Source organism: Chitinophaga cymbidii (assembly GCF_007992715.1).
In the GTDB taxonomy this organism is placed as follows: Bacteria; Bacteroidota; Bacteroidia; order Chitinophagales; family Chitinophagaceae; genus Chitinophaga; species Chitinophaga cymbidii.
Genome location: NZ_BKAU01000002.1, coordinates 760090 through 781208 on the forward strand (window position 1 = coordinate 760090; position 21119 = coordinate 781208).

The window sequence follows — 21119 nt, forward strand, 5'->3', positions numbered from 1 at the left end:
ATCGTAATGATATTGTTATTTGCCATTACTCAAGCATTAAATTGAGTATAAAGGTAGCGAACTTTTACATTCAAAAAGCGTCCCTATTACAAATTTGTTGTAGCAAATCGATGGTTATCAATAGTATTTCATATAGTGTTTAAATATTATTGATCCGCTTCCTGAAATGCGTCAGCACGTTGAAAGTACGCTTGTTGAGGAAGTAATACCGCCAGATCATGATACCGCGGAAAACGCCTTTGAGGTCATATAGTTTTTTCCGGGGGAAGATGTCGTGCGCCTTTTTTTCTTCGGTGCGGCGCCAGCGGTAATAATCGCGGTATGCGCGGAAGATCGCGGCCATATCACGTGGTTTTCCGGCCACGAGGCTTTTAAGGGCCGCCAGGAAGTCCAGGAAATGCCGTTGGGAGAGGATGATCCACTGCTCATCGAAATGCAGGTTTTTGCAAAGCATGATGAGATTATTGCGGAAATTGAGGTACAGCTTGCGGGGATTGCCCTGCGGCAGGCTGCCGCCGCCCACGTGATATACGGTGGACCGGGGGCAGAAGGTAATGCGGTACCCCGCCCGCTGCAGGCGCCAGCAAAGGTCTACCTCCTCCATATGCGCAAAGAAATAAGGATCGAAGCCGCCCACTTCAAAAAAGCAGTCGGAACGGATGAACAGCGCGGCTCCGCTGGCCCAGAAGATGTCCTGCGGCGTGTCATACTGCCCCTTGTCCTTTTCCGTTGTGTATAATATCCGCCCACGGCAGAACGTATATCCCAGGATGTCCATCCATCCACCGGCCGCACCGGCATATTCAAAGCTGTCCCGCTCATGATAAGCCCGCAGCTTTGGCTGGCAGGCCGCAATGGTAGGGTCTTCCATCATGGCGTTGATCACCGGGTTGATCCAGTCCGGTTCCACTTCCACATCCTGGTTCAGCAGCACGAATATGTCCGCCTTCACCTGTTGCAGCGCTTCGTTGTAACCACCCGCAAAACCGCTGTTGCTGGCGTTGCGGATGATCTTTACTGCCGGGAAATGACCTTCCACAAAGGCCACGCTGTCGTCTGTAGACGCATTGTCCGCCACATAGATCTCCAGGTTGCCATCATACGCGGACGCGCAAACGGAGGGAAGAAAGCTTTCCAGGAAAGCCCGTCCGTTCCAGTTGAGTATTACGACCGCTACTGAAGGCAATTTCGACAAAAGAGTTCCGTTTTAGTCCGTGACGAATAAATTTTTTTAGCGTTGCAAATATGCAACAAAGCCTCCGAATATTACTAATTTAGTTGATAGTTAACAGTCAGGTTGATTGTGGCTTTATTATCAGGCAGATGTTTAAACAATTTATAGGCTGGAAATTTACATTGGTAGCCGTGGCGGTGGTCATTATCGTGACCACCATCTGGTTTGTGAATAATTTGTCTGAAAAGATCCAGCAGGAAGAAACCAAAAAGGTAGCCACCTGGGTGGAAGCCAACCAGGAGCTGCTGAAAGCCTCGCCGGACGCCAATCTCAACCTGGCGGTAGAGATCATCCGCACCAACACGACTATTCCCATCATCCTGACGGACGATCATGGCAATATCATCGATCACCGTAACCTGGATTCCGCGGCAGTGACCGCCAATGGCAGCTACCTGCAAAACGAGCTGAACGATTTCCGGAAGCAGCATCCCCCCTTTATCATGGCCATCGACGCAAAGACCAATAACTATATCTACTACGGAGATTCGCTGATCCTGAAGCAGGTGCGGTATTATCCCTATATACAGTTGCTGGTGGTGGCGCTGTTCATTGGTATTGTGCTGTTTGCCCTGTCGTCTACCAACAGGGCCACGCAGAACCTGGTGTGGGTAGGCATGGCGAAGGAAACCGCCCACCAGCTGGGTACGCCGCTGTCGTCTATGGAAGCCTGGCTGGAAATATTGAAGGAAAAGGAGGAGATCGTGCCGATGGTAACGGAGATGGCGAAGGATGTGGACCGCCTGAAGCTGATCACCGACCGTTTTTCGAAGATCGGCAGCGTGCCGAACCTGGAAGAGCGGAACATCGTGGAGCAGGTAGCCAATATGGTCGCCTACATCCGGAAGCGCGCCCCGCAGAAAGTGCAGTTCAGGCTGCAATCCGAAGAGCGGGAGGTAGTAGCGATGATCTCGCCCCCGCTGTTCGACTGGGTAGTGGAAAACCTGCTGAAAAACGCGCTGGACGCGATGGAAGGCAAGGGAGAGATCATTGTGCTGATCGAAAACCATCTCGCGCACATTACCATTGATGTAACCGATACCGGAAAAGGCATCCCCAAAGCTTACCACGACAAAATTTTCCACCCCGGCTTCAGCACCAAAAAAAGAGGGTGGGGGCTGGGGCTTTCCCTTGCCAAAAGGATCATCCAGGACTATCATAAGGGCCGTTTGTCCGTGAAATGGTCGGAGGTGAACAAGGGTACAACGTTCCGGATATGGCTGCGGAAATAAAAATATTTGCTTATTCTCAAAAAGGATTTATTTTTGCACACCCTAATAACCGCGGAGGTGGCGAAATTGGTAGACGCGCTACTTTGAGGTGGTAGTGCCTGAAAGGGCTTGGGAGTTCGAATCTCCTCCTCCGCACCACACGAGACAAATGAGGAAGATCCTCGTTTGTCTCGTTTTCTTTTTGGCGAAAACCCTTATCCGGCATGAATATCAGCCGAACGTCCTCATTCACTCTTTTAGTTCGAAAACTTCGTCCGTCAAAAGTCAACTTTTCCGGATAAATCGAACTAAGGACTTATTTTTCTTTCGCCCGTCAGTGTCCTCAATTCCATCAATTTCATCTTTATCAGCGAAAGTCCTGAAGCCATTGATGTCAACACTCAGGCTGCGTACATCTATATGCCCCGGTTTGTTTTGTATGATCTCATAGCGGTACTTTTTCTTCGGACTATTCCGAATGCTGAAAAGTTTTATATATTTTAGTACCTCCACGCAACGTTATGAAAATGGACCGCACTCATCACCCGGAATCATTGTCCGTACGCCTCTCCGAAGGCGATGAATCTGCGTTCCGCGAGTTCTTTCACCTGTACAGTCATCACATTTACAACGTTGCTTTTATCATGACCAAATCTGCCGGGCTGGCAGAAGACATGGTGCAGGAAGTGTTCCTCAAGATCTGGCTCAGCCGCGCCAGCCTTACCGGCGTGGAAAACCTGAAAGCCTACCTCTATACCAGCGCGCGGCATCACATCCTGAACGAACTGCGCAAAAAATCCCACAACCTGCAGTTTACCGATGCTTTACTGGAATATTTCAGCGAGTCTGCGGACAATCCTGAGCAGGCCTTGCTGAGAAAGGAATCCCGCGGTTTTCTCCACCAGGCCATTGCCCACCTGCCTGACCGGCAGCGCCTCGTCTACCAGCTGAGCAAGGAAAAAGGACTGAAGCAGGAAGAGATAGCCGCCCGGCTCAACATCAGCCAGCATACCGTACGTAACCACCTGGCCCAGGCGTTGGTGAACATCCGTCACTTTCTGGAACGCGCCACCACGGGCACTTTACTGCTTATCTGCCTGTTACAGGCGGGCCTCTGAGAATTTTTTTACGGGAGACTAGTAATATTCCTACCGGGATGTGTCTTTATACATAACACATGCCTACAAGATTCGACATATTGCTGCAGGGCTACATTAACGGTACGCTTACGCCGCCGGAGGTGGAAGAGTTCCTGCAACTGGTGAAAGACGGGGACCTGCGCCTCCCCGATGCAGTGCAGCATCTGCTGGAAACGGCCGATCATCCACCATTGCCCCCTGAAAAAGAAGCGGAGCTGGCCGGCGCTATTCTCGGGAGAGCACGCCGCGCGGAACGCAACCGCCGCCCTGTTTACTGGCTGGCAGCTGCCATTACGCTGGCCATAGCGGGCGCCGGGTTGCTGTACATGCTGCGGCAGGAGCGGCCCGCGGTTCCGGTGCAGACCGCCGGTGTAAACAGCAAGGTACAGCCCGGTTACAACCAGGCCACGCTAGTATTGGCAGACGGCACCACCGTACCGCTAGACAGTGCGGGCAACCAGCAGATACGCCGGAACATCCGTCAAAGCAATGGCCAGCTGCATTATACCGCGGGCAACCGGGCTTCCCAGATCAATACCCTGGTAACGCCCAAAGGCGGCCGTTTTGGCATCACCCTGCCAGACGGCAGCAAGGTATGGCTCAATTCCGCCTCCTCTCTCCGCTACCCCACCGCCTTCACCGGGCAGCAAAGAGTGGTGGAGCTGAAAGGCCAGGGCTACTTTGAAATAGCGCAGGCATCTTCCCAACCCTTTGTGGTAAAGGTGAATGATATGGAGGTACAAGTGCTGGGCACCCGTTTTGACGTGATGGCTTATGAAGATGAAAAGGCCGTTAACACCACGCTGCTGAGCGGGGCTGTAAGGGTAAAGAATGCAGCGGTTGCACAAACGCTGCGGCCGGGGCAACAGGCGGTGCTGGAAGGCGGCGGCACGCACATTGCCGTGCAGCAGGCAGATACGGCCAAAGCCATTGCCTGGAAGAATGGCCTTTTCCTGTTTGACAACATGGACCTTGAAATGATATTAAGAGAGGTATCGCGCTGGTACAACGTAGAAGTAGTGTACCATGTAAAACCCAACGCGGAGCTGTATGGCGGGGCCATCAGTCGTACTATGAACCTGGAAGCCGTACTGCATATGCTGGAGGGCAGCGGGTTTAACCACCTGCAACTGGAAGGGAGAAAAATAACGGTACTGCCATAATCATACAACAACACAAAAACGCCACGTAATTATTTCAACCAGATAAAAACAGCAAATAAAGCTTTTACGGGAATACACAAAAAAACCGGAAGTGGTTGCTACACTCCCGGTTGCATCTGGTATTCCCGATAATCTGAGAAGGACTATTGTTAGACTACCAAACACTGCTAAAGTATGTATTTTAATGCGAATGAAAAAGCCCTGCGCCGGCACAGGCTTTTAACTACGTTGTGTAAAATGATCAAGATCACTGCATTTATCCTCTTTGTAACATGCATGCACGTGAGTGCAACCGGTCTTTCACAGCAGGTAACGCTGTCGGTCAAAAACGTACCGCTGCAAAAACTGTTCAAGAAAATCACCGCGCACACCGGCGTGTCTGTGATCTATGGCGAAAGAGTGCTGCGCAATACAGCGCCGGTTACGCTGTCTGTTAAGAACGCCTCACTGAAGCAGGTGCTGGATCTTTGTATAAAAGACCAGCCGCTCAGCTACACTCTTGAAGGCAACAGCATCATCATTAAACGCCGGCCTGCCGGCAACCCGCCCGAAGCGCCGCCGGGGCCCGCGGCAGACTCGCTGATCACGGCCACCGGCAGGGTTACAGATTCCAAAGGCGGGCCGGTGCCGGGCGCTACCGTGCTGGTGAAAGGCACTATGCATGGCACCAACACAGACGGCAACGGCCACTTTTCCCTGAAAGGCGTGCGGCCTGGCGCAGTGCTGCAGGTCAGCTCACTGGGTTTTGAGCCGCAGGAGCTGACGGCCCGCAGCGGCGCGGTGAGCATTATGCTCAAAGAATCTGCCAGCAGCCTTAATGAAACGGTGGTGGTAGGGTACGGCACGGTGAAGAAAAGCGACCTCACCGGCGCAGTGGCCAAAGTGGGAGAAGAGGCCATCAAATCAACCCCCATTCCCTCATTAGACAGGGCCATGCAGGGCCGCGCCGCGGGCGTACAGGTTACCACCAACTCCGCGCGGCCGGGCGGTGCGGCCACTATCCGCATACGCGGTTCCGGCTCCGTGAATGCCGGCAACGACCCCTTATACGTGATAGACGGCTTCCCCGTATCCGGTGGGCTTAATTCCATTAACGCAGACGACGTAGCATCTATCGAAATACTGAAAGATGCTTCCGCTACTGCCATCTATGGCTCCAGGGGCTCTAACGGCGTAGTGATGGTCACCACCAAACAAGGCAGGCCGGGCAAGGCCGTGGTGAGCTACAACGGCTACTATGGCTCGCAATCCGCACGCAGAACTATTCCGCTGCTGAACGCGCAGCAGTTCGCATTGTTCGTGAACGAAGCGCTGATCAACAACGGCGCGGCGCCTTATTTTAACGGCAGCACTCCGGAAAGGGCGCTGCCGGAAACTTTCGGAGAAGGCACAGACTGGCAGGATGTTATATTGCGCAATGCGCCCATCCAGAACCACCAGCTGGGCGTGAGCGGCGGCACTGAAAAATCCCGCTACTCCATTTCAGCAGGGTATTATGACCAGCAGGGCATCATCAAAAACTCCGGCTTCAAACGGTATACCCTGCGCGCCAACCTCACTAACGACATCAGTTCCCGCGTAAAGACGGGCCTTTCCATGCAGGGCGCCTACACGCAGAGCAACAGCGCCAAAACGGATGTAGACGGTACAGAAGGCGGCGGCGTTACCAGCTCAGCCCTGAGCTATTCCCCTACCTTCCCTGTGTTCAATGAAGACGGCAGCTATTATAAAAACCAGGGCTCGCTGAACGGGTACGGCGTAGATAATCCGCTGGCTGTTGCCAACGAGATCATCAACAAAAATTCCGTGCTGCGCCTGCTGGCCAACACTTACCTGGACTACGAGATCATTGACGGGCTGCATTTCCGCGCCAGCCTTGGCGCAGACCTGCAAGCCTCCAAAACCAACAACTACACCACGCGCAAAGCCCTGGCCGGCGCTTCCCTTGGCGGTTCCGCCGCTGTGGCTAACTCGCAAAGCATCAACTGGCTCAATGAGAACACGCTGCATTACACCCGCCAACTGGGCCACCGTCATTCTCTCAACGCACTGCTGGGCTATACCATCCAGGGCCTGAGCACAGAAAACGCTACGGCAAGGGCCAATACTTTTTCTGACGACTTTGCCCGGTACAACAACCTGGAGGCGGGCTCTACGCTGGTATCCCCCAGTTCGGACGCCAGCAACTGGAAACTGATCTCTTACATTGCGCGCGTCAATTACGGGTTTGACGACCGTTTCCTGCTCACCCTTACCGCCCGGCGTGATGGTTCCAGCCGCTTCGGCCCGCGGCGCAAATTCGGCATCTTCCCCTCCGGCGCGCTGGCCTGGAAGCTGATGAACGAGCGCTTCATGCAGCAGCAGTCCATTTTCTCCGATGCCAAAGTGCGCGTGAGCTATGGTCTTTCCGGCAACCAGGAAATAGGGGATTATCAATACCTGGCCAATATTGCCATTTCCCAATACGTACTGGGCGGTACCCTGCAGTCTTCCGCCCATACCTCCGGCATTGCCAACCCTGACCTGCGCTGGGAGAAGAACGCGCAGTTCGATGCCGGTATAGACCTGGCTTTCTTCAACAACCGCCTTCAGCTCACGGCCGACTATTACAATAAAAAAACCGCTGACCTGCTGTTTTCCGTGAGCGTGCCCACCTCTTCCGGCTTCACCACCACGCTCAAGAACATTGGCAGTGTGCGTAACCGGGGCGTGGAACTGGCGCTGGCCAGCGTGAACATAGACCGGCGTGATTTCCGGTGGACCACCGATTTCAACATCACCTTCAACCGTAACAAGGTACTGCGGCTGGATGGCCGGGAAAGTTTCACCGCCGGCGCGGATGCCCGCCTTTTCAACACCACCATCAATCCCATCCTGCTGCAGGTAGGCAGCTCCCTTGGCAATTTTTACGGGCTGGTGATGGATGGCATCTTCCAGAGCAAGGAAGAAATAGACGCCTCCGCCCAGAAAACCGCCAAACCCGGAGACATCCGTTACAAAGACCGCAATAACGACGGTGTGATCAATGATAACGACAGGGACATCATCGGTAATTCCAACCCTGATCTTTTCGGCGGCCTTAATAATACTTTCACTTACAAAGGTATAGAGCTGAACGTGTTCATACAGGGCAACTATGGGAACGAGATACTGAACTACGGCAACTTTGACCTGCTGAACCTCACCGCTGGCAACAACCAGAGCGCCCGCGTACTGGACCGCTGGACGCCGCAGCACCCCAGCAATAGCATGCCCCGCGCCAACGCGGCAGGCGGCTCCCGTGTGCTCAGCAGCTTCCAGGTGGAAGACGGCTCTTACCTCCGCTTCAAGAATATTTCATTGGGCTACAACCTGCCGCAGCGCTGGCTCAGCCGTCTGCATGTCAACTCCCTGAAGGTGTACATTGCCGCGCAGAACCTGTTCACCATTACCCGGTACAATGGCTACGACCCGGAGGTAAACCGCTACGGCAGCTCCTCTCTCAGCCAGGGGCTTGACTATGGTACCTATCCGGCAGCCAAAACCGTGCTGGCAGGCATTAACCTGAAATTTTAATCTTATGAAGATGATCAAACAAACAATATATATGCTGATGGTGGGTACACTATTGACGGGCACCGCCTGCGAAAAGCAGCTGGACATTGCATCTGTTACCAACCTCACCAACGCCACCTACTATAAAACAGCGGAAGACGCGAAGTCCGCCCTGGGCGTGTGTTACAAGAACATGGGCGTGCTGGACCCTTTCCCGGACCTGGTGACTACGGACGACGCTGTGCCTTTCCTTTCCGGCGCCGCAGACAGGGTGCTGCTCTGGCGGTACAACCTCACGCCTTCCAATTCTTTCATCAACGTTTACAGCGGCGCCTATGCAGGCATCAACCGGTCTAATACGGTGATAGACAGGCTGCCCGGCATTCCCATGAACGAAGACCTGAAAAACAGGTACATAGCGGAAGCCAAGGTGCTGCGCGCCCTGCACTACTTCAACCTGGTACGCCTCTATGGCGGCGTGCCCATAACCATTACGGAAACGGCTACACTGGAAGGACTGGACATACCGCGTAAAAGCGTTGACGAAGTATATGCGCAGATAGAGAAAGACCTCACGGAAGCGGAAAACGTACTGCCACCCAGCTATCCCGCTGCGGACGCCGGCAGGGTGACTGCAGGAGCCGCCAAAGGATTGCTGGCAAAGGTATACCTCACCCGCGCGGGTACGGACAAAAGCTCTCCCTTCTGGGCCAGGGCTGCCGCCAAAGCCAAAGAAGTGATAGACCAGAAGGTGTATGGACTCTACGACAATTTTGCGGACGCTTTTGCACTCACCGCCCGCGGCGGCAAGGAAAACATGCTGGAAGTGCAATACCTCACAGACGTTTACGGTCACGGCACAGGGCGTGGCTATGGCCCGCGCGCGGCGCCTATTTTCCCCGGCGGCGGCTCTGCCATTGCAAGGCCCACGGAAAGCCTCTTCAACGCTTATGCGGCTAACGACAAGCGGAAGCCTGTTACCTTCATGACCTCCTATACCTACAACGGCGTTACTACCAATCTTTCCATCACAGACCCCGATCCCAGCAAAGCCGTATCTTTTCAGAAGCTGTGGGACAGAAGCGCCAAAACCAACGGTGGCGAAGGCACCAGCAGGCCGGTATTGCGGTATGCGGACGTGTTGCTCATATACGCAGAAGCCGCCAATGAAGCTGCCGGCGCCCCTACCGTTGAAGCCTATACGGCGTTGAACGATGTGCGCGCGCGCGCCGGGCTGGCAGACCTGAGCGGACTGAGCTACCAGGCTTTCAAAGAGGCCGTTTGGCTGGAAAGAAGGCTGGAGCTGGCTTTTGAGAACAACCGCCGCTTCGACCTGGTGCGCACCGGCAGGCTGGTAGACGCCGTGAAGGCGGAGAACGGCTACAACCGGAATGCGCAGATACAACCCTTCCATGTACTGTTCCCCATCCCGCTGTCTGTTATGGACGCCAGCCCCACGCTGGAACAAAACCCAGGCTATTGATTCATTAAAACAATAACAACATCATGTATACACGCAGACACTTTCTGACCCAAACGCCGGCCATGCTGGCATTGCTGGCGGGCCTGCCCTCACTGGCCAGCTCCTGCAACAGCAAAAAGAAAACCATCTTGCTCCGCTCTTCATGGCAAACCGTCAACATCGGGGATATTGGCCATACCCCCGGCGTGCTCGCGCTGCTGGAAAAACATATTCCCGATGCGGACGTTATACTCTGGCCTTCCAGTGTAGATAACGGCGTGAAAGAAATGCTGCAGCGGCGTTTCCCGAAAGTAAAAATAGTGGAGGGCAAAGAAGCAATAGACGCGGCTATTGCCCAGTCTGATTTTCTGATGCATGGCTCCGGCCCTTCCCTGACAGCTCGCAAAGACGTAGCGCGCTGGGCCGCCACCGGCAAGCCTTACGGCATTTATGGCATTACCTTCCCCGGCTACTATGGAGAGCCGTCTGCCACCGCCAAAGCGGCTTTCCCCACAGAAGTGGAGCTGCTCACCAAGGCGCAGTTTGCCTATTTCCGGGATTCCATTTCGCTGCAGTTTGCGAAAGACCATGGTGTGAAATGTCCCATTATGGGCTTTGCGCCAGACGGCGCCTTTGCAGTAGACCTGCAGAACGATGCAGCGGCAGAGGCTTTCATGAAAGAACACGGGCTGGAAGCAGGCAAGTTCCTTTGCGTGATACCTCGGCAGCGTTTCACCCCGTATTGGGAAATACCTTCCAAAAAGCGTCCGCTAGACGAAAAAAAGAACGCACGCAACCAGGAGATGAGAGAGCATGACAACGCCCCCATCCGTGAAGCCATTGTGGAAGTGGTACGGCAAACACCCATGAAAATACTCATCTGCCCGGAAGATGAAACACAGGTAAAACTGGGCAAAGAAATTTTGTACGATAGACTGCCGGAAGCTGTAAAAGCAAAAGTGGTTTGGCGCGACCGTTACTGGCTGACAGACGAAGCGGTCAGCACCTACCGCCGCTCCGCCGGCATGTTCGGGCTGGAAATGCACTCTCCCATTATGTGCATCGGCAACGGCATTCCGGCCATGGTAGGCCGCTTTCATGAACAAACCAGCAAAGGCATAATGTGGCGGGACATTGGCCTGGGCGAGTGGCTGTTTGATATGGACAATGAGGCAGACATCCCCAAAATATTGCCCGCCGCACTGGCCATGGCCAAAGACCCCGCCGCGGCAAAACAGCTGGCAAAGAAGGGACAGCAGTTTGTAGAAGATAAACAACGGGAAACAATGGGCGTGTTGAAAAGCAAGCTGAATGCATAAGTGAAGAAGGGATGGGCTGCCCGCTAATTGTTGCGGGCGGCCTTTGTTCAATCTTCTGAAAACATACGCACAACAGATAATTCATAACTGATCTCCTGCGTAAAACTATCCTCTGCAGGTTTCAGTTCCAGCTCCAAAGGGAAAGCCTTTAATGCCGGATATGGCGCCCAGTAATGTTCTGCATCCTTACCAATATTCAACACGGCATCGCCGGAAAGCAGCTTAAACCTGAACAGCTTGTCACCTGCTTTAATTAAAATTGTTTGAGCGTCCGTTTTTGTAAACACCATCCCCTTGTAATGGATGATCGGTTCGATGATCTTTATTACGGGACGCGCGTCATGATAGATCAGGCGGATTGTTTTTACCACTGCGCTGTCAGAAAACTGGTAATTCATACGATAACCCACACCTGCGGCAAGCCAGTTCCTATCCTTCAATTCGCCCGATACACTCACTTCAAAACGGTTGGTCCTCCCTTGTTTTACCTCCATTCTGCTGTCAAATTCAAAAAGATTGGTGAAGTAGCCCAGGCTATCGGTAAATGCTATCCGTGGCGTCAGGGATTTCACACCAGGTACTTCCGGAAAGCTCATCGGTTCAGGTCTGGAATATTCGGTTACACTGGATGCTGTTAAATAGCCATGGCCCTTTACCCACAGGCTGGAAATTGCTCCACCGGCGGGACGGTACATGTATTTGCTTTTAGCGCCGGCCTTGTAGTCTTTATACCCATAAGAAGTAACGGTTGCCATAAAGTTGGCAGTCCGCAGCAAAGCTACATTGACCGTTTTAAAATGGTTTACCCATCCTGTTGCTTCGCTGGGCAGTTTAGCCAGCGTTCTGTTTTGCTTTTTTTCCAGTTCATAAGCCATTGCCAGGTTTTTAGCCTTGGTAAAAGTGGGATAGATGCAGGGGGGAAAGTCCATCACCTCTTCGTGCTGCGGGCCATAGGCAATGAGACCGCTGGCCAGGATGTTTTTCCGCAGGTATTGCAGGTTCTTCAATGAGGCTGACGCATACCTGGGATCTTCATCGGCATATAACGAAAACAAAACCTGGCAACCATCAGAGGTTGCGCCGCCGTAGGTTGTCCATTTGTTGGAGCGGATACCCCATGAATTGTCCATCGAACCATCGGGATAAATAAAATAAAGATGGCTTTTCAATGCATGTTTAACTGCGTTGTTCACCAATGTATCGCCCGTTAATTTTGCATAGAGCCCCAGTCCCCACAATGACATTTCCATGCTGTAGCCCAGGTCTGTTCCCAGTTTATTGGCATGCGTACGCCCTCCTTCACCATTTAAAAAGCCATCCTCGTCCATTTTCGAGATGGTGCGATGCGCGAGTTCCTTCGCACGGCGTGAATACTTTTCGTCCTTTAAAAGACGGGCCGCACTGGCCAGGGTAGCGCATGTGGTGGCCACGTAATTGATGCTTGCAAATTCGGGCGTCATCGTTTTGTGAAGGTAATCAGCTGCTTTAATGATGGCATTGCGCCAACTGGCTTTTTCAGTTTTGCCCAGCCGGCCGGCCAGATGGTCCCATGCCAGGATTAACATGAGCGCCTGGTCGGTGGTGGTACCCGTCCATTCTTCCGGGGTTTCCTTCCAGCTGCCATTTGGCTCCTGCTGTTTGATGAGCCAGTTACCGGTGCGGATGGCCGCGTCAAGGTATTTTCGGCTGCCTGTAATTTTGTAAGCTATGGCGAAAGGATATACTGCTTCTGAAGCCCTCGTGTGCAGTACTTTATCGTAGTCACATTGCAGGGCGCCGAAATCCGGGTTCTTCTTATCTTTTAACTGATGGTCCAGCAACACATCGGCCAACTGAACTAATGTTGCAGCGTATGCTGCTTTAAGGCTGGCATTTTGCGCCCGGCCTGTTGATGAAACAAAAACAACAAACGGTAAAATGAAAAGCAGCTTTAACCCATAGTCTGTCATATCGTATGCTTTTACTTCGTTGAACGATAAGATGCCGTATTGTTCAATGTAGTGATCTCGGGCTGATCCATCCACACCCTGACTGAAACCGGTGCTGTTGCCATGCCGGACTCAAGTTTAAAACGGGTTGTTTCCCAGCGCGGCGTAAGGTCGTTTGGCGCCGCTATTTCCGTTATTTTGGCGGAGCTGATCTTTTTATTTCCGGACCACAGTTCAACGGTGACATTCCTGGCTGCCACATTGCCTACATTATGGACCTTCACATGCAGTTGTTCCTTGTCTATTGAAATATCCCGGTCTGAAAGTGCCACATCGGCAAGCGGACCTGTTTTTGGATGAGCTTTTAGCTGTTCGATGGTTACCGCCTGTAGTTTCCCGGCGGGCACCTGCAATTGGACCTGGTTTGCTCTTTCTTTCAGCACAACCGTACGCTCCGTTCTATCTGTATCTATTTGCCCGTCATCATTGTTGTCTGAACCGGTGCATAGCCTGTAAACACCGGGTTCCAGCAACCAGGTCTGCATGGTTACGGTACGGCTTTCTCCGAAATTGTAAAGGGAAATTGTCGCTGATCTTTTGTTGCCCTGGCGTACGAACACACCCATGTCGGGCCCGGTATTTTTCCAGGTCACGATGGTTGACGGGTATTCGTATCCTGCCCCGAAATGCCCGGTGTACATGCCAAACAGCAGATCGCTGCCCGGTACATACACACGGTCGGTAAATTTCACTTCACTGGTTAGAAGCGGCAGGTTATACCGCAGCGAATTGAGCACTGTTTCCAATCCTTTGTAGATGGTGCTCATGTCCTTATCAACCAGGTATTTGTTGTAAGGATTGCCGTGAGCGGCGATAAAGTCGTTATACTTATCGCTGCCTCCAATCTGTCCCGCCATCGCGAAAACACCGGCCATGGGGTTATCTGCCGCCCCTTTGTCCACCCCGCCTTCCAGCAACACTTTTTTGGCCCAGTCCGCCGTGCCTTGTGCTGCATTTTCAGGCAGCTTTTCCCGGGCCGCCTGCCGCATCAGGTCGTAGCAAAAATCCACGGGTTTTAAAAAAGATGTATTCCCTGTAAGCCCATACATGCCGATCAGTTGTCCATACATTTCATTGATGTGACCAAGGCTTTCCCATTTGTAGTAATCGTAGGCCAGTCCCGGATCATACCATTTACCGGTATATGCGCCTATTTCGTCATTAGAAAAGGCAACGGCTGCAGGCATCAGCCCCGCAGGTTTACCACCGTCGGCGCGGGCAGCATCTGTTACCCAGGCATTCGCCCATTCGCTGAACAAACGGATCAACGTCGGGTTTCCACTGTACCACGCCGCCCATAAACCCGGTAGCACGGCCCTTGCATTGAGGGGTACATCTACATTCATTGGCTCCTGGTCCAGCACTTCGCTGGCCGAAAGGTAGCAGGACCTGAAATGGCGGTGCCCCCTGGGGGTTATGCCTGTCCACACCTTTTCAAAATTCTGCATACTGATCAGGCAGCGCTCTATGTATTCGGGATCGCCATAGCGGATCATGAACATGGCGGGATGCGTATCCCTGAACAGCTCGGCCGAATGTTCCACATCATCTACTGCTTTGGCAAATCCACGTTCCAGGATGCCGCTGTTCCAAACCCCGTCTGCCAGCCTGATGTAGCCTTTTTTTGCGGTGGAATCATCGACCCCTAAAATGGCTGGCAGCCACCAGCGCAATATTTCCACATCGTCACCATATTTGCCACCGAGTTCGCCATTGGCTATTTGCTTTTCGTTTACCCACCAATGGATCACCTTCAGCATTCTTTGCATGGCCTCATGCTGTTTCACGGCCCATTGTGGCGCACCTGCCGTATCCACTTTGTTTTGAATGGCAAAGGGGATCTTTTCGCCCAGGTACATTTTTATCAGTGCTGCATCCGGGTATTTGTTTTTAAGGATGGTAAAATATTTCCTGGCAGCTGCTTCATGATACGGATCAATAATTTCCAGGTTCAGCCAGTAATGGATCTTTGCGAGCAGATAGATGGCCCTGTCATACAAAGGATCGTTTTCCGATGCGGCGATCTGTTCCAGCATATCTGCAGCCAGGTACATCCGGAAGAAAAAATTGCCGGATTTTTTGACCGAAGCCGACCAGGCGCCAAGATCATAATACCGGGCTGCTGTTAAATACCTGTCGGCCAAATCCCCACCCAACTTTTTTACCGCCTGCGTATCCTGCTCAAACCCCGTGGCCGTATTGGCTTTTTGTGGCGCCACCGGACGAAATTCAATGTTTTGCACAGCCACCAGCGATGTTGAGCTGATCTTTACAATGGCCGTTCTGTTGCTGACATGAACGATCCTGTTTACACTTTTTATGGGGAGGCGGTACCATGGCGTGATCACCGAATCAGCAACCGGTACTCCATTGAAATACACAGCCTGGTTGAAGGGCTGTGCGGTATTGTTGCCCAGCGTGAGCGTTAAAAGATAGGCACCATCGGGAATATCAGTTCTGAAAACAAGGCTGTCCCTGCCCAGTACTCCATCCCTGTTCAGGTCATTGTTCCATTTTCCGGCAAGTGTATCAAAAGCGGCCACGGGTCTATTTAACCACCCGTACCCTTTCTGTGTATCGTAAGCTGTAGCCGGGTTAACCTGTATGTATCCTTTTTCCAGCGCGGAAGTTTCGCTGCCCATATCGTACAGGTAACTGTTGTTCATGGTTCCGGTTCGACAGGAAACCAGGCCAATAGCGACCCATATAAAAAACATTCTGCTCATCTGCGAAGTTTTGAAATTTCCAGGCCCGCCGTGATCACTGCTCCCATACCGCGGGGATCGTTGTCGATTGTTTTCCGTTTCATATAAAATTCCTGGTCATAGCCAATTTCCGTACCCTGGCAAATGCCATGTACCACGCCATCTTCATCGATCTTTGTCTGAATAGCGGCCCAGCCCGCGAAGGCATGTTTTTGATATGCGGCGCTTAACCAGCCTTCCCGTACCCCTCTTGCCAGGGCGAGGGTAAATAAGGCCGTGCAGGAAGTTTCTTCGTATGAATCGCGCCTGTCCAGCACCTGGTGCCAGAAGCCGTTCCTGTTTTGATAGCGCAGCAGGGCCTTCATATGCTGCCTGAAATTGCTGAGCACCTGTTTGTAGGCTGGATGTGTTTTGGGCAGTTTGGCCAGCAGTTCTGCGGTTGCCCAGGCAACCCATCCGTTAGCCCGGCCCCAGTAGGCGGCCGATTGCTGCTGTTTATGATCAAACCAGGCATGTTTATACAGGCCGGTCTGCGGGTTCAGCAGGTATTTCCTGAAATTCAGCGCCTGTTTGGCGGCATCATCGTAGTATCGGTGATCACCGGTAATTTTTGCCATTTGCAGCAGGAAGGGCACGCTCATAAAAAGGTCATCGGCCCATACCGTAAACTCAACAGGTTCCGGCCTGCAAAAAGTGCCATCTTTCAATCTGACCTGCTCCCTGGTAACATAATCTGCTATGGAGGTCACGAGTGCTTTTAACGCTTCATTCTTTTCTGTCACATACAATTCAGCAAAAGGTAGTATCGGAGCACCGGTATCGTCCAGCATCGTGCGCCTGAAGATCCTGTGGTAGCTGCCCCTCCAGGCAAACAGGGAGTTGTACTGATACCGGAAATAAGGCACCTGTTTTAAAGTGAAATCTATGTACTGCCTTGCAAAGGCATTATATTTTCCATCATTGTCCAGCGCCATGATGCTCCATACCATTGCACCATGTGAATAATGCCAGTCGGTATAAGGATCACGCTGGTAAGCCGCATGGGGTGGTGTTTCCAGTTCGGGAATAAAACGCTGCGGGCTTTTAACCCAGTTCAGCGCCTTTGTACCCGTCATCACATAATCTGGCATAGGGCTTTCTGGTTTCAGTCCTGTGCTGTTATCAACCGGTCCCAACAGCATCCATGCCGTGTTCATTCCGGAATTGAATTTTGCGGCAGTATCCAGACCGCCCGCTGCGGTAGCCGGCATCAGGAACACAACCGGAATGGCAGTTGCTATAGGTTTATAAGAAATAACTATCTCGTTATCCCCCTTTTTCAGGCTGGCGGAAAAACGCCTGTTAAAGGTAAAATGGTTATAGGAAATTTCTTTGGGTATCTGCATGGCCGGATTTTCCTCACGGTACGCCAGTTTCCTGTTGACCCAGATACTGACGCCGCCGGCGTAACCCAGGCCAAAACTTAGCGTGGTATCACTGATAGCCGTAAGCCGGCTTTGGGCATAGACATATTGCGCAGGCAAAGGGTGGAGACTTCTGAAATCGATAACCTGCATGCCCAGCACCTCTTTCTGCGGCACCAGCGTAAAACCGAAGCGGGTATCGGCAATTACCTTATCTGCCACCTTTCTGACGACAGACAAGGCATCACTTTCCTGCGGCAATGCCCTTAGTGACATACCGCTTAATACTGCTATACTTAGAAATAACTTGCTGACGGCCTTCATGACGATCTTTTAAAGAATGAGTGCTGCACTGTCTTTGTCTAAAAACAGGACGGCATTGCGGTGATTTCTTAAAGCGGTGGAAGGATATTTTGCGGTGACCGCCTCTGTGAGCGTATGCTTTATCGCTTGCGCCTTGTTCTTGCCCGGAACCATGCAAAAAATGTAGGTAGATCGCAGCAAAGCGGGGATGGTTAAAGTATAAGCCCAGGAAGGAACATCGGCCACCGAAGGAAAACAGCCATCGTGTACCTGCTGCTGCTTGCAGGGTTCATCCAGATCGATGATCCTGACCAGTGCCGCATCATTAAAATCGGCTACATGCGGGTCGTTAAATGCCAGGTGTGTATTTTCGCCTATTCCCATAAAGGTCACATCCGGCGGCATCTTTTGCAGCAGGGCCGCATAACGCGCGCTTTCAGCTTCCGTATCATCGCCGGTTTCATTCAGGTAATAGACCTTTTTCAGCGGCAGTTTTGAAAAGATCCGCTTATCCAGGAAATTCCCGAAACGTTGCGGATGGGTTACCGGCAGACCTATGTATTCGTCCATATGAAAGGCGTTTACCCGTTCCCAGGGGATGTTTTTTTCCAATGCTATAGCATCCAGGAACTCCACCTGGGAAGCCGCAGCAGCAAAGATGAGGTTAACCTCATCCTTGCGCTGCAGTAATTCCCTGAGGCATTGTGCTGCCAAAGCAGCAGCACTGTTCCCCATTCCCTCCCTTGTTGAATAAATTCTGACCTGCATGTTGTCTTTCAAAAATTCCCTTATCATCATGTCAGTTTAATAGCGGTATTTAAATCCGGCTCGTACCGAAAAGTCATAGAATGTTTTGCTATAAATGCGGGAGCGCTCGCCAAAGTATTCCACTTGTGGCTGGTTGGTTAAATTCACGCCCTCCGCGTAAATGGTCATTCTTTTGTTGATGCGGTAAGAGGCATTTACATCCAGCTGGTAACGCGCGGCCCTGACCACATCGCTGGCATCGTCCGTACCTAATGTTGCAGTGTATGCGCCGTTATAATTCAGGTTACCCTGTAAGGTGAACCCTTTTAAAGTATAAGACAGCGACCCGTTGGCAGTGTGATCGGCCTGGCCCGGCAAACGGAGGTTTTTCCTGTTTTGCGCATCAGCCCTGGAATGTGTGTAAGTATAATTGGCATACACAGAAATGCCTTTTAAAACGCCCGGCAGGAATGTCAGGTTAGTCTGTGCGTTCAGCTCAACACCAAGTACCTTCGCAACATCTCCATTGTAGGTCTTATAATACAGGTAATCCGGGTAAGCGTCGGCACCAGGGAATTCATTGCCGGTAAGCGTGATGACGCTGTTGTACTGAAATTTTTCCACGTTTTTATAAAACGCGCCAACAGAAAGAATGCCGAGGTTACTCAGGTACTGCTCGATTGAAATATCATAGTTGGTGGCAAACGCGGGCTCCAGGTCAGGATTGCCATCTGTTAATGTGGCGTTCAGGATGCTGATGACACGGCTTGGTACCAGGTCGTTGAAGTTTGGCCTGGAATAGCCGAATGATACCGCACCGCGCATGACCGTATTTTTGGCGATATCATACTTGCCTTGCAGGTTCGGCAGGAATTTGGTATAGCTGTATTTGGAATTTACAGGTACTGACGAGGTGAGGTTACCATCCGCATCCTGGTTCACGAGCTTCGCGTCGTAGTCAACGCCTGTTCTTTCCACACGCAAACCGCCCAGCAACATGAATTTATTGAATTGTATACGGTTCATTACATAACCGGCCGTTACATTTTCAATGGCATCGTAAAAGTAGGAATCGATGGATACCTGCGTAAGGTTGGTACTGGTATTGAACATTCCGGGATTATTGGCATAAAAGTTCATGGTGGCGGCTTTGTTTACGCCCAGGCCAAAACTCAGGTTGTTATCCAGGAAGTCAGCGGACACTTCTTCATCGCCCCTGAAATTGTTCAGGCTGCCATCTTCAGCCGCGCCTGCATAGTTGGCTACAAAAGTGCTGCTCACCGGCCTGAAGCGTTTGTTGTGCATGCGTTTCGTTTTGACGCCCATTTTAAAGCTGGCATAGTTGCTGCCTATTTTGTAAGGCAGGGTCATGTTTAAACGCGCTACAAAGTTGCGGCCCTCCGTGGTGAAGTTGTTGGCTTCGATCGTATTGTAGGTATACAAGGAAGCGTTATTCTTGGGATCTGTTTCGCCGGTTGCCTGTATATAATCACCTGATATCTCCGAGATGGTCATCGGCACGTTGCCGGTAACGTAATTGTAGGCATAAGCCTCCTGGTCGAACCTGGAGGTGGTAAAGAAAATACCGCCGTCCAGCTTTACCTTGCCCAGCATGGTTTCACCTTCCAGGCTCATATTGAGGTTGTTATTATCCATTTGCCGGTCCAGCACCTCATTATAGCCTCTTCCTCTCGGGGTGGTATACACGCCATCTGCAAATTCCGTCCTGGACGTTTGCATGCGCGTACGTTTACGGTAGCGGGTGGCATCATTGTCCAGGCTATTGAAAGTTACGTTAGCGACAATAGAAGTGGTAGGATTAAAGCTGTAATCGATGGTAGTGGTTGCTCCCATACGGGTACGTTCATTTTCCAGGTAAACCAGGCGGATATCTGTGGGAAAATAAATGGTCCCTTTTCCATCTTCAAAATCCTTTAACTGCCACTGCTGGGCATTGATCTCATCGTAACCGTTATTGGTTTTGTAGTAACTCCCCGTTACCGTAATGCCCAGTTTCCCGTTGGGAAGTGCTTCGGTGGCGGCAAAACGGCGGCCGACGCTGATGTTGCCGGTGCCATTTGCCTTGTTGCGCAGCTGGTTGTAGCCGCCGCCAAGGTCTACTGACAACTGAGGTTTCATGCTTATCGCTGTTGGTGTTTTCAGATTGATCGCCCCTGCGATAGCATCGCCATCCAGGTCCGGCGTCAACGTTTTGATCACTTCCATGGAAGAGAGCACGTTGGCCGGTATCAGGTCCAGCTGCGCATTCCGCTGCCCCTCTTCCTGTGTGCCCATGATCTGCTCACCGTTGATATTGATATTGGTATAACCGCCGGGCGTACCGCGCAACTGTACGGTAGAGCCTTCGCCCTGTTCACGGCCGATAGTTACACCCGGAAGCCGTTGCAGCGATTCGGCCACGTTGAGGTCCGGGAAACGGCTCATCAGGTCGGCGGAGATCACCTGTTTGATGTTATCCGCATTTCTTTGCTGGTTCAAAGCCTTTTGCTGGCCTTCAATTACAGCAGATACAGTGACGCCTTTCAGACCTATGGTGCTGCCCGTCAGCTTGATGTTCCGCACGAGTGTTTGCCCGGCCTGAAGCTCTATATTGGTTTCAACAGGGTCAAAGCCCATATAAAATACACTGATCACGTAGCTGCCGGGCTTGAGGTCGTTCAGTTGAAAATCGCCTGTTGTACTTGTAGAAACGCCTTTATTGGTACCTTTAATTTTCACAGATGCGCCCGGCAATGCACCGCCTCGCTCATCAATCACTTTACCCCTGATATTGCCCACTGTTTGTGCATGCGCGGGCAAGCTGATCGCCGCGGCTGAAATAATAACCGCTGAAATCCACATGAGATACGTTGAAATAATTCTTTTCATAACCTGTTTTTTTTGGTTTGGC

Annotated in this window: 12 protein-coding genes and 1 tRNA gene; 7 read left to right on the forward strand and 6 right to left on the reverse strand. The window is 51.9% G+C overall.

From position 1 onward, the window contains the following. Positions 1-139: 139 nt before the first annotated feature. Entirely contained in the window at positions 140-1195 is a 1056-nt protein-coding gene (locus CCY01nite_RS14320) for a glycosyltransferase family 2 protein (RefSeq protein ID WP_146862834.1), read from the reverse strand. A gap of 128 nt (positions 1196-1323) precedes the next feature. Between CCY01nite_RS14320 and CCY01nite_RS14325 the strand changes: the two genes are divergently transcribed. From CCY01nite_RS14325 to CCY01nite_RS14355, 7 genes are all read left to right on the forward strand, one after another. Next, entirely contained in the window at positions 1324-2466 is a 1143-nt protein-coding gene (locus CCY01nite_RS14325) for a sensor histidine kinase (RefSeq protein ID WP_146862837.1), read from the forward strand. Positions 2467-2517: 51 nt separating this feature from the next. Further along, a tRNA-Leu gene (locus tag CCY01nite_RS14330) sits at positions 2518-2604 on the forward strand. A gap of 368 nt (positions 2605-2972) precedes the next feature. Continuing rightward, a complete protein-coding gene (locus CCY01nite_RS14335) occupies positions 2973-3563 on the forward strand; it encodes an RNA polymerase sigma factor (protein ID WP_186831055.1) in 591 nt (196 codons plus the stop codon). A gap of 59 nt (positions 3564-3622) precedes the next feature. Beyond that, positions 3623-4747: a FecR family protein gene (locus CCY01nite_RS14340; RefSeq protein ID WP_146862843.1), complete on the forward strand. Its 1125-nt coding sequence runs from the start codon at positions 3623-3625 to the stop codon at positions 4745-4747. Positions 4748-4984: 237 nt separating this feature from the next. Beyond that, positions 4985-8302 carry a TonB-dependent receptor gene (locus CCY01nite_RS14345; RefSeq protein ID WP_146862846.1) on the forward strand — a complete coding sequence of 1106 codons (3318 nt, stop codon included), beginning with the start codon at positions 4985-4987 and terminating at the stop codon, positions 8300-8302. Between the two features lie 10 nt (positions 8303-8312). Then, on the forward strand, positions 8313-9764 hold the full coding sequence (locus CCY01nite_RS14350; protein WP_222614386.1) for a RagB/SusD family nutrient uptake outer membrane protein: 1452 nt from the start codon (positions 8313-8315) through the stop codon (positions 9762-9764). 23 nt (positions 9765-9787) lie between these two features. Next, entirely contained in the window at positions 9788-11062 is a 1275-nt protein-coding gene (locus CCY01nite_RS14355) for a polysaccharide pyruvyl transferase family protein (RefSeq protein WP_146862849.1), read from the forward strand. Positions 11063-11109: 47 nt separating this feature from the next. Here the strand turns inward: CCY01nite_RS14355 and CCY01nite_RS14360 are convergent, their stop codons facing one another. The 5 genes from CCY01nite_RS14360 to CCY01nite_RS14380 form a co-directional block, all read right to left on the reverse strand. Next, a complete protein-coding gene (locus tag CCY01nite_RS14360; protein WP_146862852.1) occupies positions 11110-12894 on the reverse strand; it encodes an ulvan lysase-like protein in 1785 nt (594 codons plus the stop codon). Between the two features lie 128 nt (positions 12895-13022). After that, entirely contained in the window at positions 13023-15716 is a 2694-nt protein-coding gene (locus tag CCY01nite_RS14365) for a hypothetical protein (RefSeq protein ID WP_146862855.1), read from the reverse strand. Positions 15717-15772: 56 nt separating this feature from the next. Next, positions 15773-17434 carry a glycoside hydrolase family 88/105 protein gene (locus CCY01nite_RS14370; RefSeq protein ID WP_186831056.1) on the reverse strand — a complete coding sequence of 554 codons (1662 nt, stop codon included), beginning with the start codon at positions 17432-17434 and terminating at the stop codon, positions 15773-15775. Between the two features lie 57 nt (positions 17435-17491). Beyond that, the gene (locus tag CCY01nite_RS14375; protein ID WP_146862861.1) at positions 17492-18256 is read right to left on the reverse strand and encodes a 6-phosphogluconolactonase; all 765 of its coding nucleotides are present in this window, start codon (positions 18254-18256) and stop codon (positions 17492-17494) included. Between the two features lie 9 nt (positions 18257-18265). Further along, on the reverse strand, positions 18266-21097 hold the full coding sequence (locus tag CCY01nite_RS14380) for a TonB-dependent receptor (RefSeq protein ID WP_186831057.1): 2832 nt from the start codon (positions 21095-21097) through the stop codon (positions 18266-18268). Between the last annotated feature and the right edge of the window lie 22 nt (positions 21098-21119).

Coding starts and splice junctions, on each gene's coding strand:
- CCY01nite_RS14375 (WP_146862861.1), bottom strand. CDS start 18,256: ATGATAAGGGAATTTTTGAAAGACAACATGCAGGTCAGAATTTATTCA.
- CCY01nite_RS14365 (WP_146862855.1), bottom strand. CDS start 15,716: ATGAACAACAGTTACCTGTACGATATGGGCAGCGAAACTTCCGCGCTG.
- CCY01nite_RS14340 (WP_146862843.1), top strand. CDS start 3,623: ATGCCTACAAGATTCGACATATTGCTGCAGGGCTACATTAACGGTACG.
- CCY01nite_RS14335 (WP_186831055.1), top strand. CDS start 2,973: ATGGACCGCACTCATCACCCGGAATCATTGTCCGTACGCCTCTCCGAA.
- CCY01nite_RS14370 (WP_186831056.1), bottom strand. CDS start 17,434: ATGTCACTAAGGGCATTGCCGCAGGAAAGTGATGCCTTGTCTGTCGTC.
- CCY01nite_RS14380 (WP_186831057.1), bottom strand. CDS start 21,097: ATGAAAAGAATTATTTCAACGTATCTCATGTGGATTTCAGCGGTTATT.
- CCY01nite_RS14325 (WP_146862837.1), top strand. CDS start 1,324: ATGTTTAAACAATTTATAGGCTGGAAATTTACATTGGTAGCCGTGGCG.
- CCY01nite_RS14355 (WP_146862849.1), top strand. CDS start 9,788: ATGTATACACGCAGACACTTTCTGACCCAAACGCCGGCCATGCTGGCA.
- CCY01nite_RS14345 (WP_146862846.1), top strand. CDS start 4,985: ATGATCAAGATCACTGCATTTATCCTCTTTGTAACATGCATGCACGTG.
- CCY01nite_RS14350 (WP_222614386.1), top strand. CDS start 8,313: ATGATCAAACAAACAATATATATGCTGATGGTGGGTACACTATTGACG.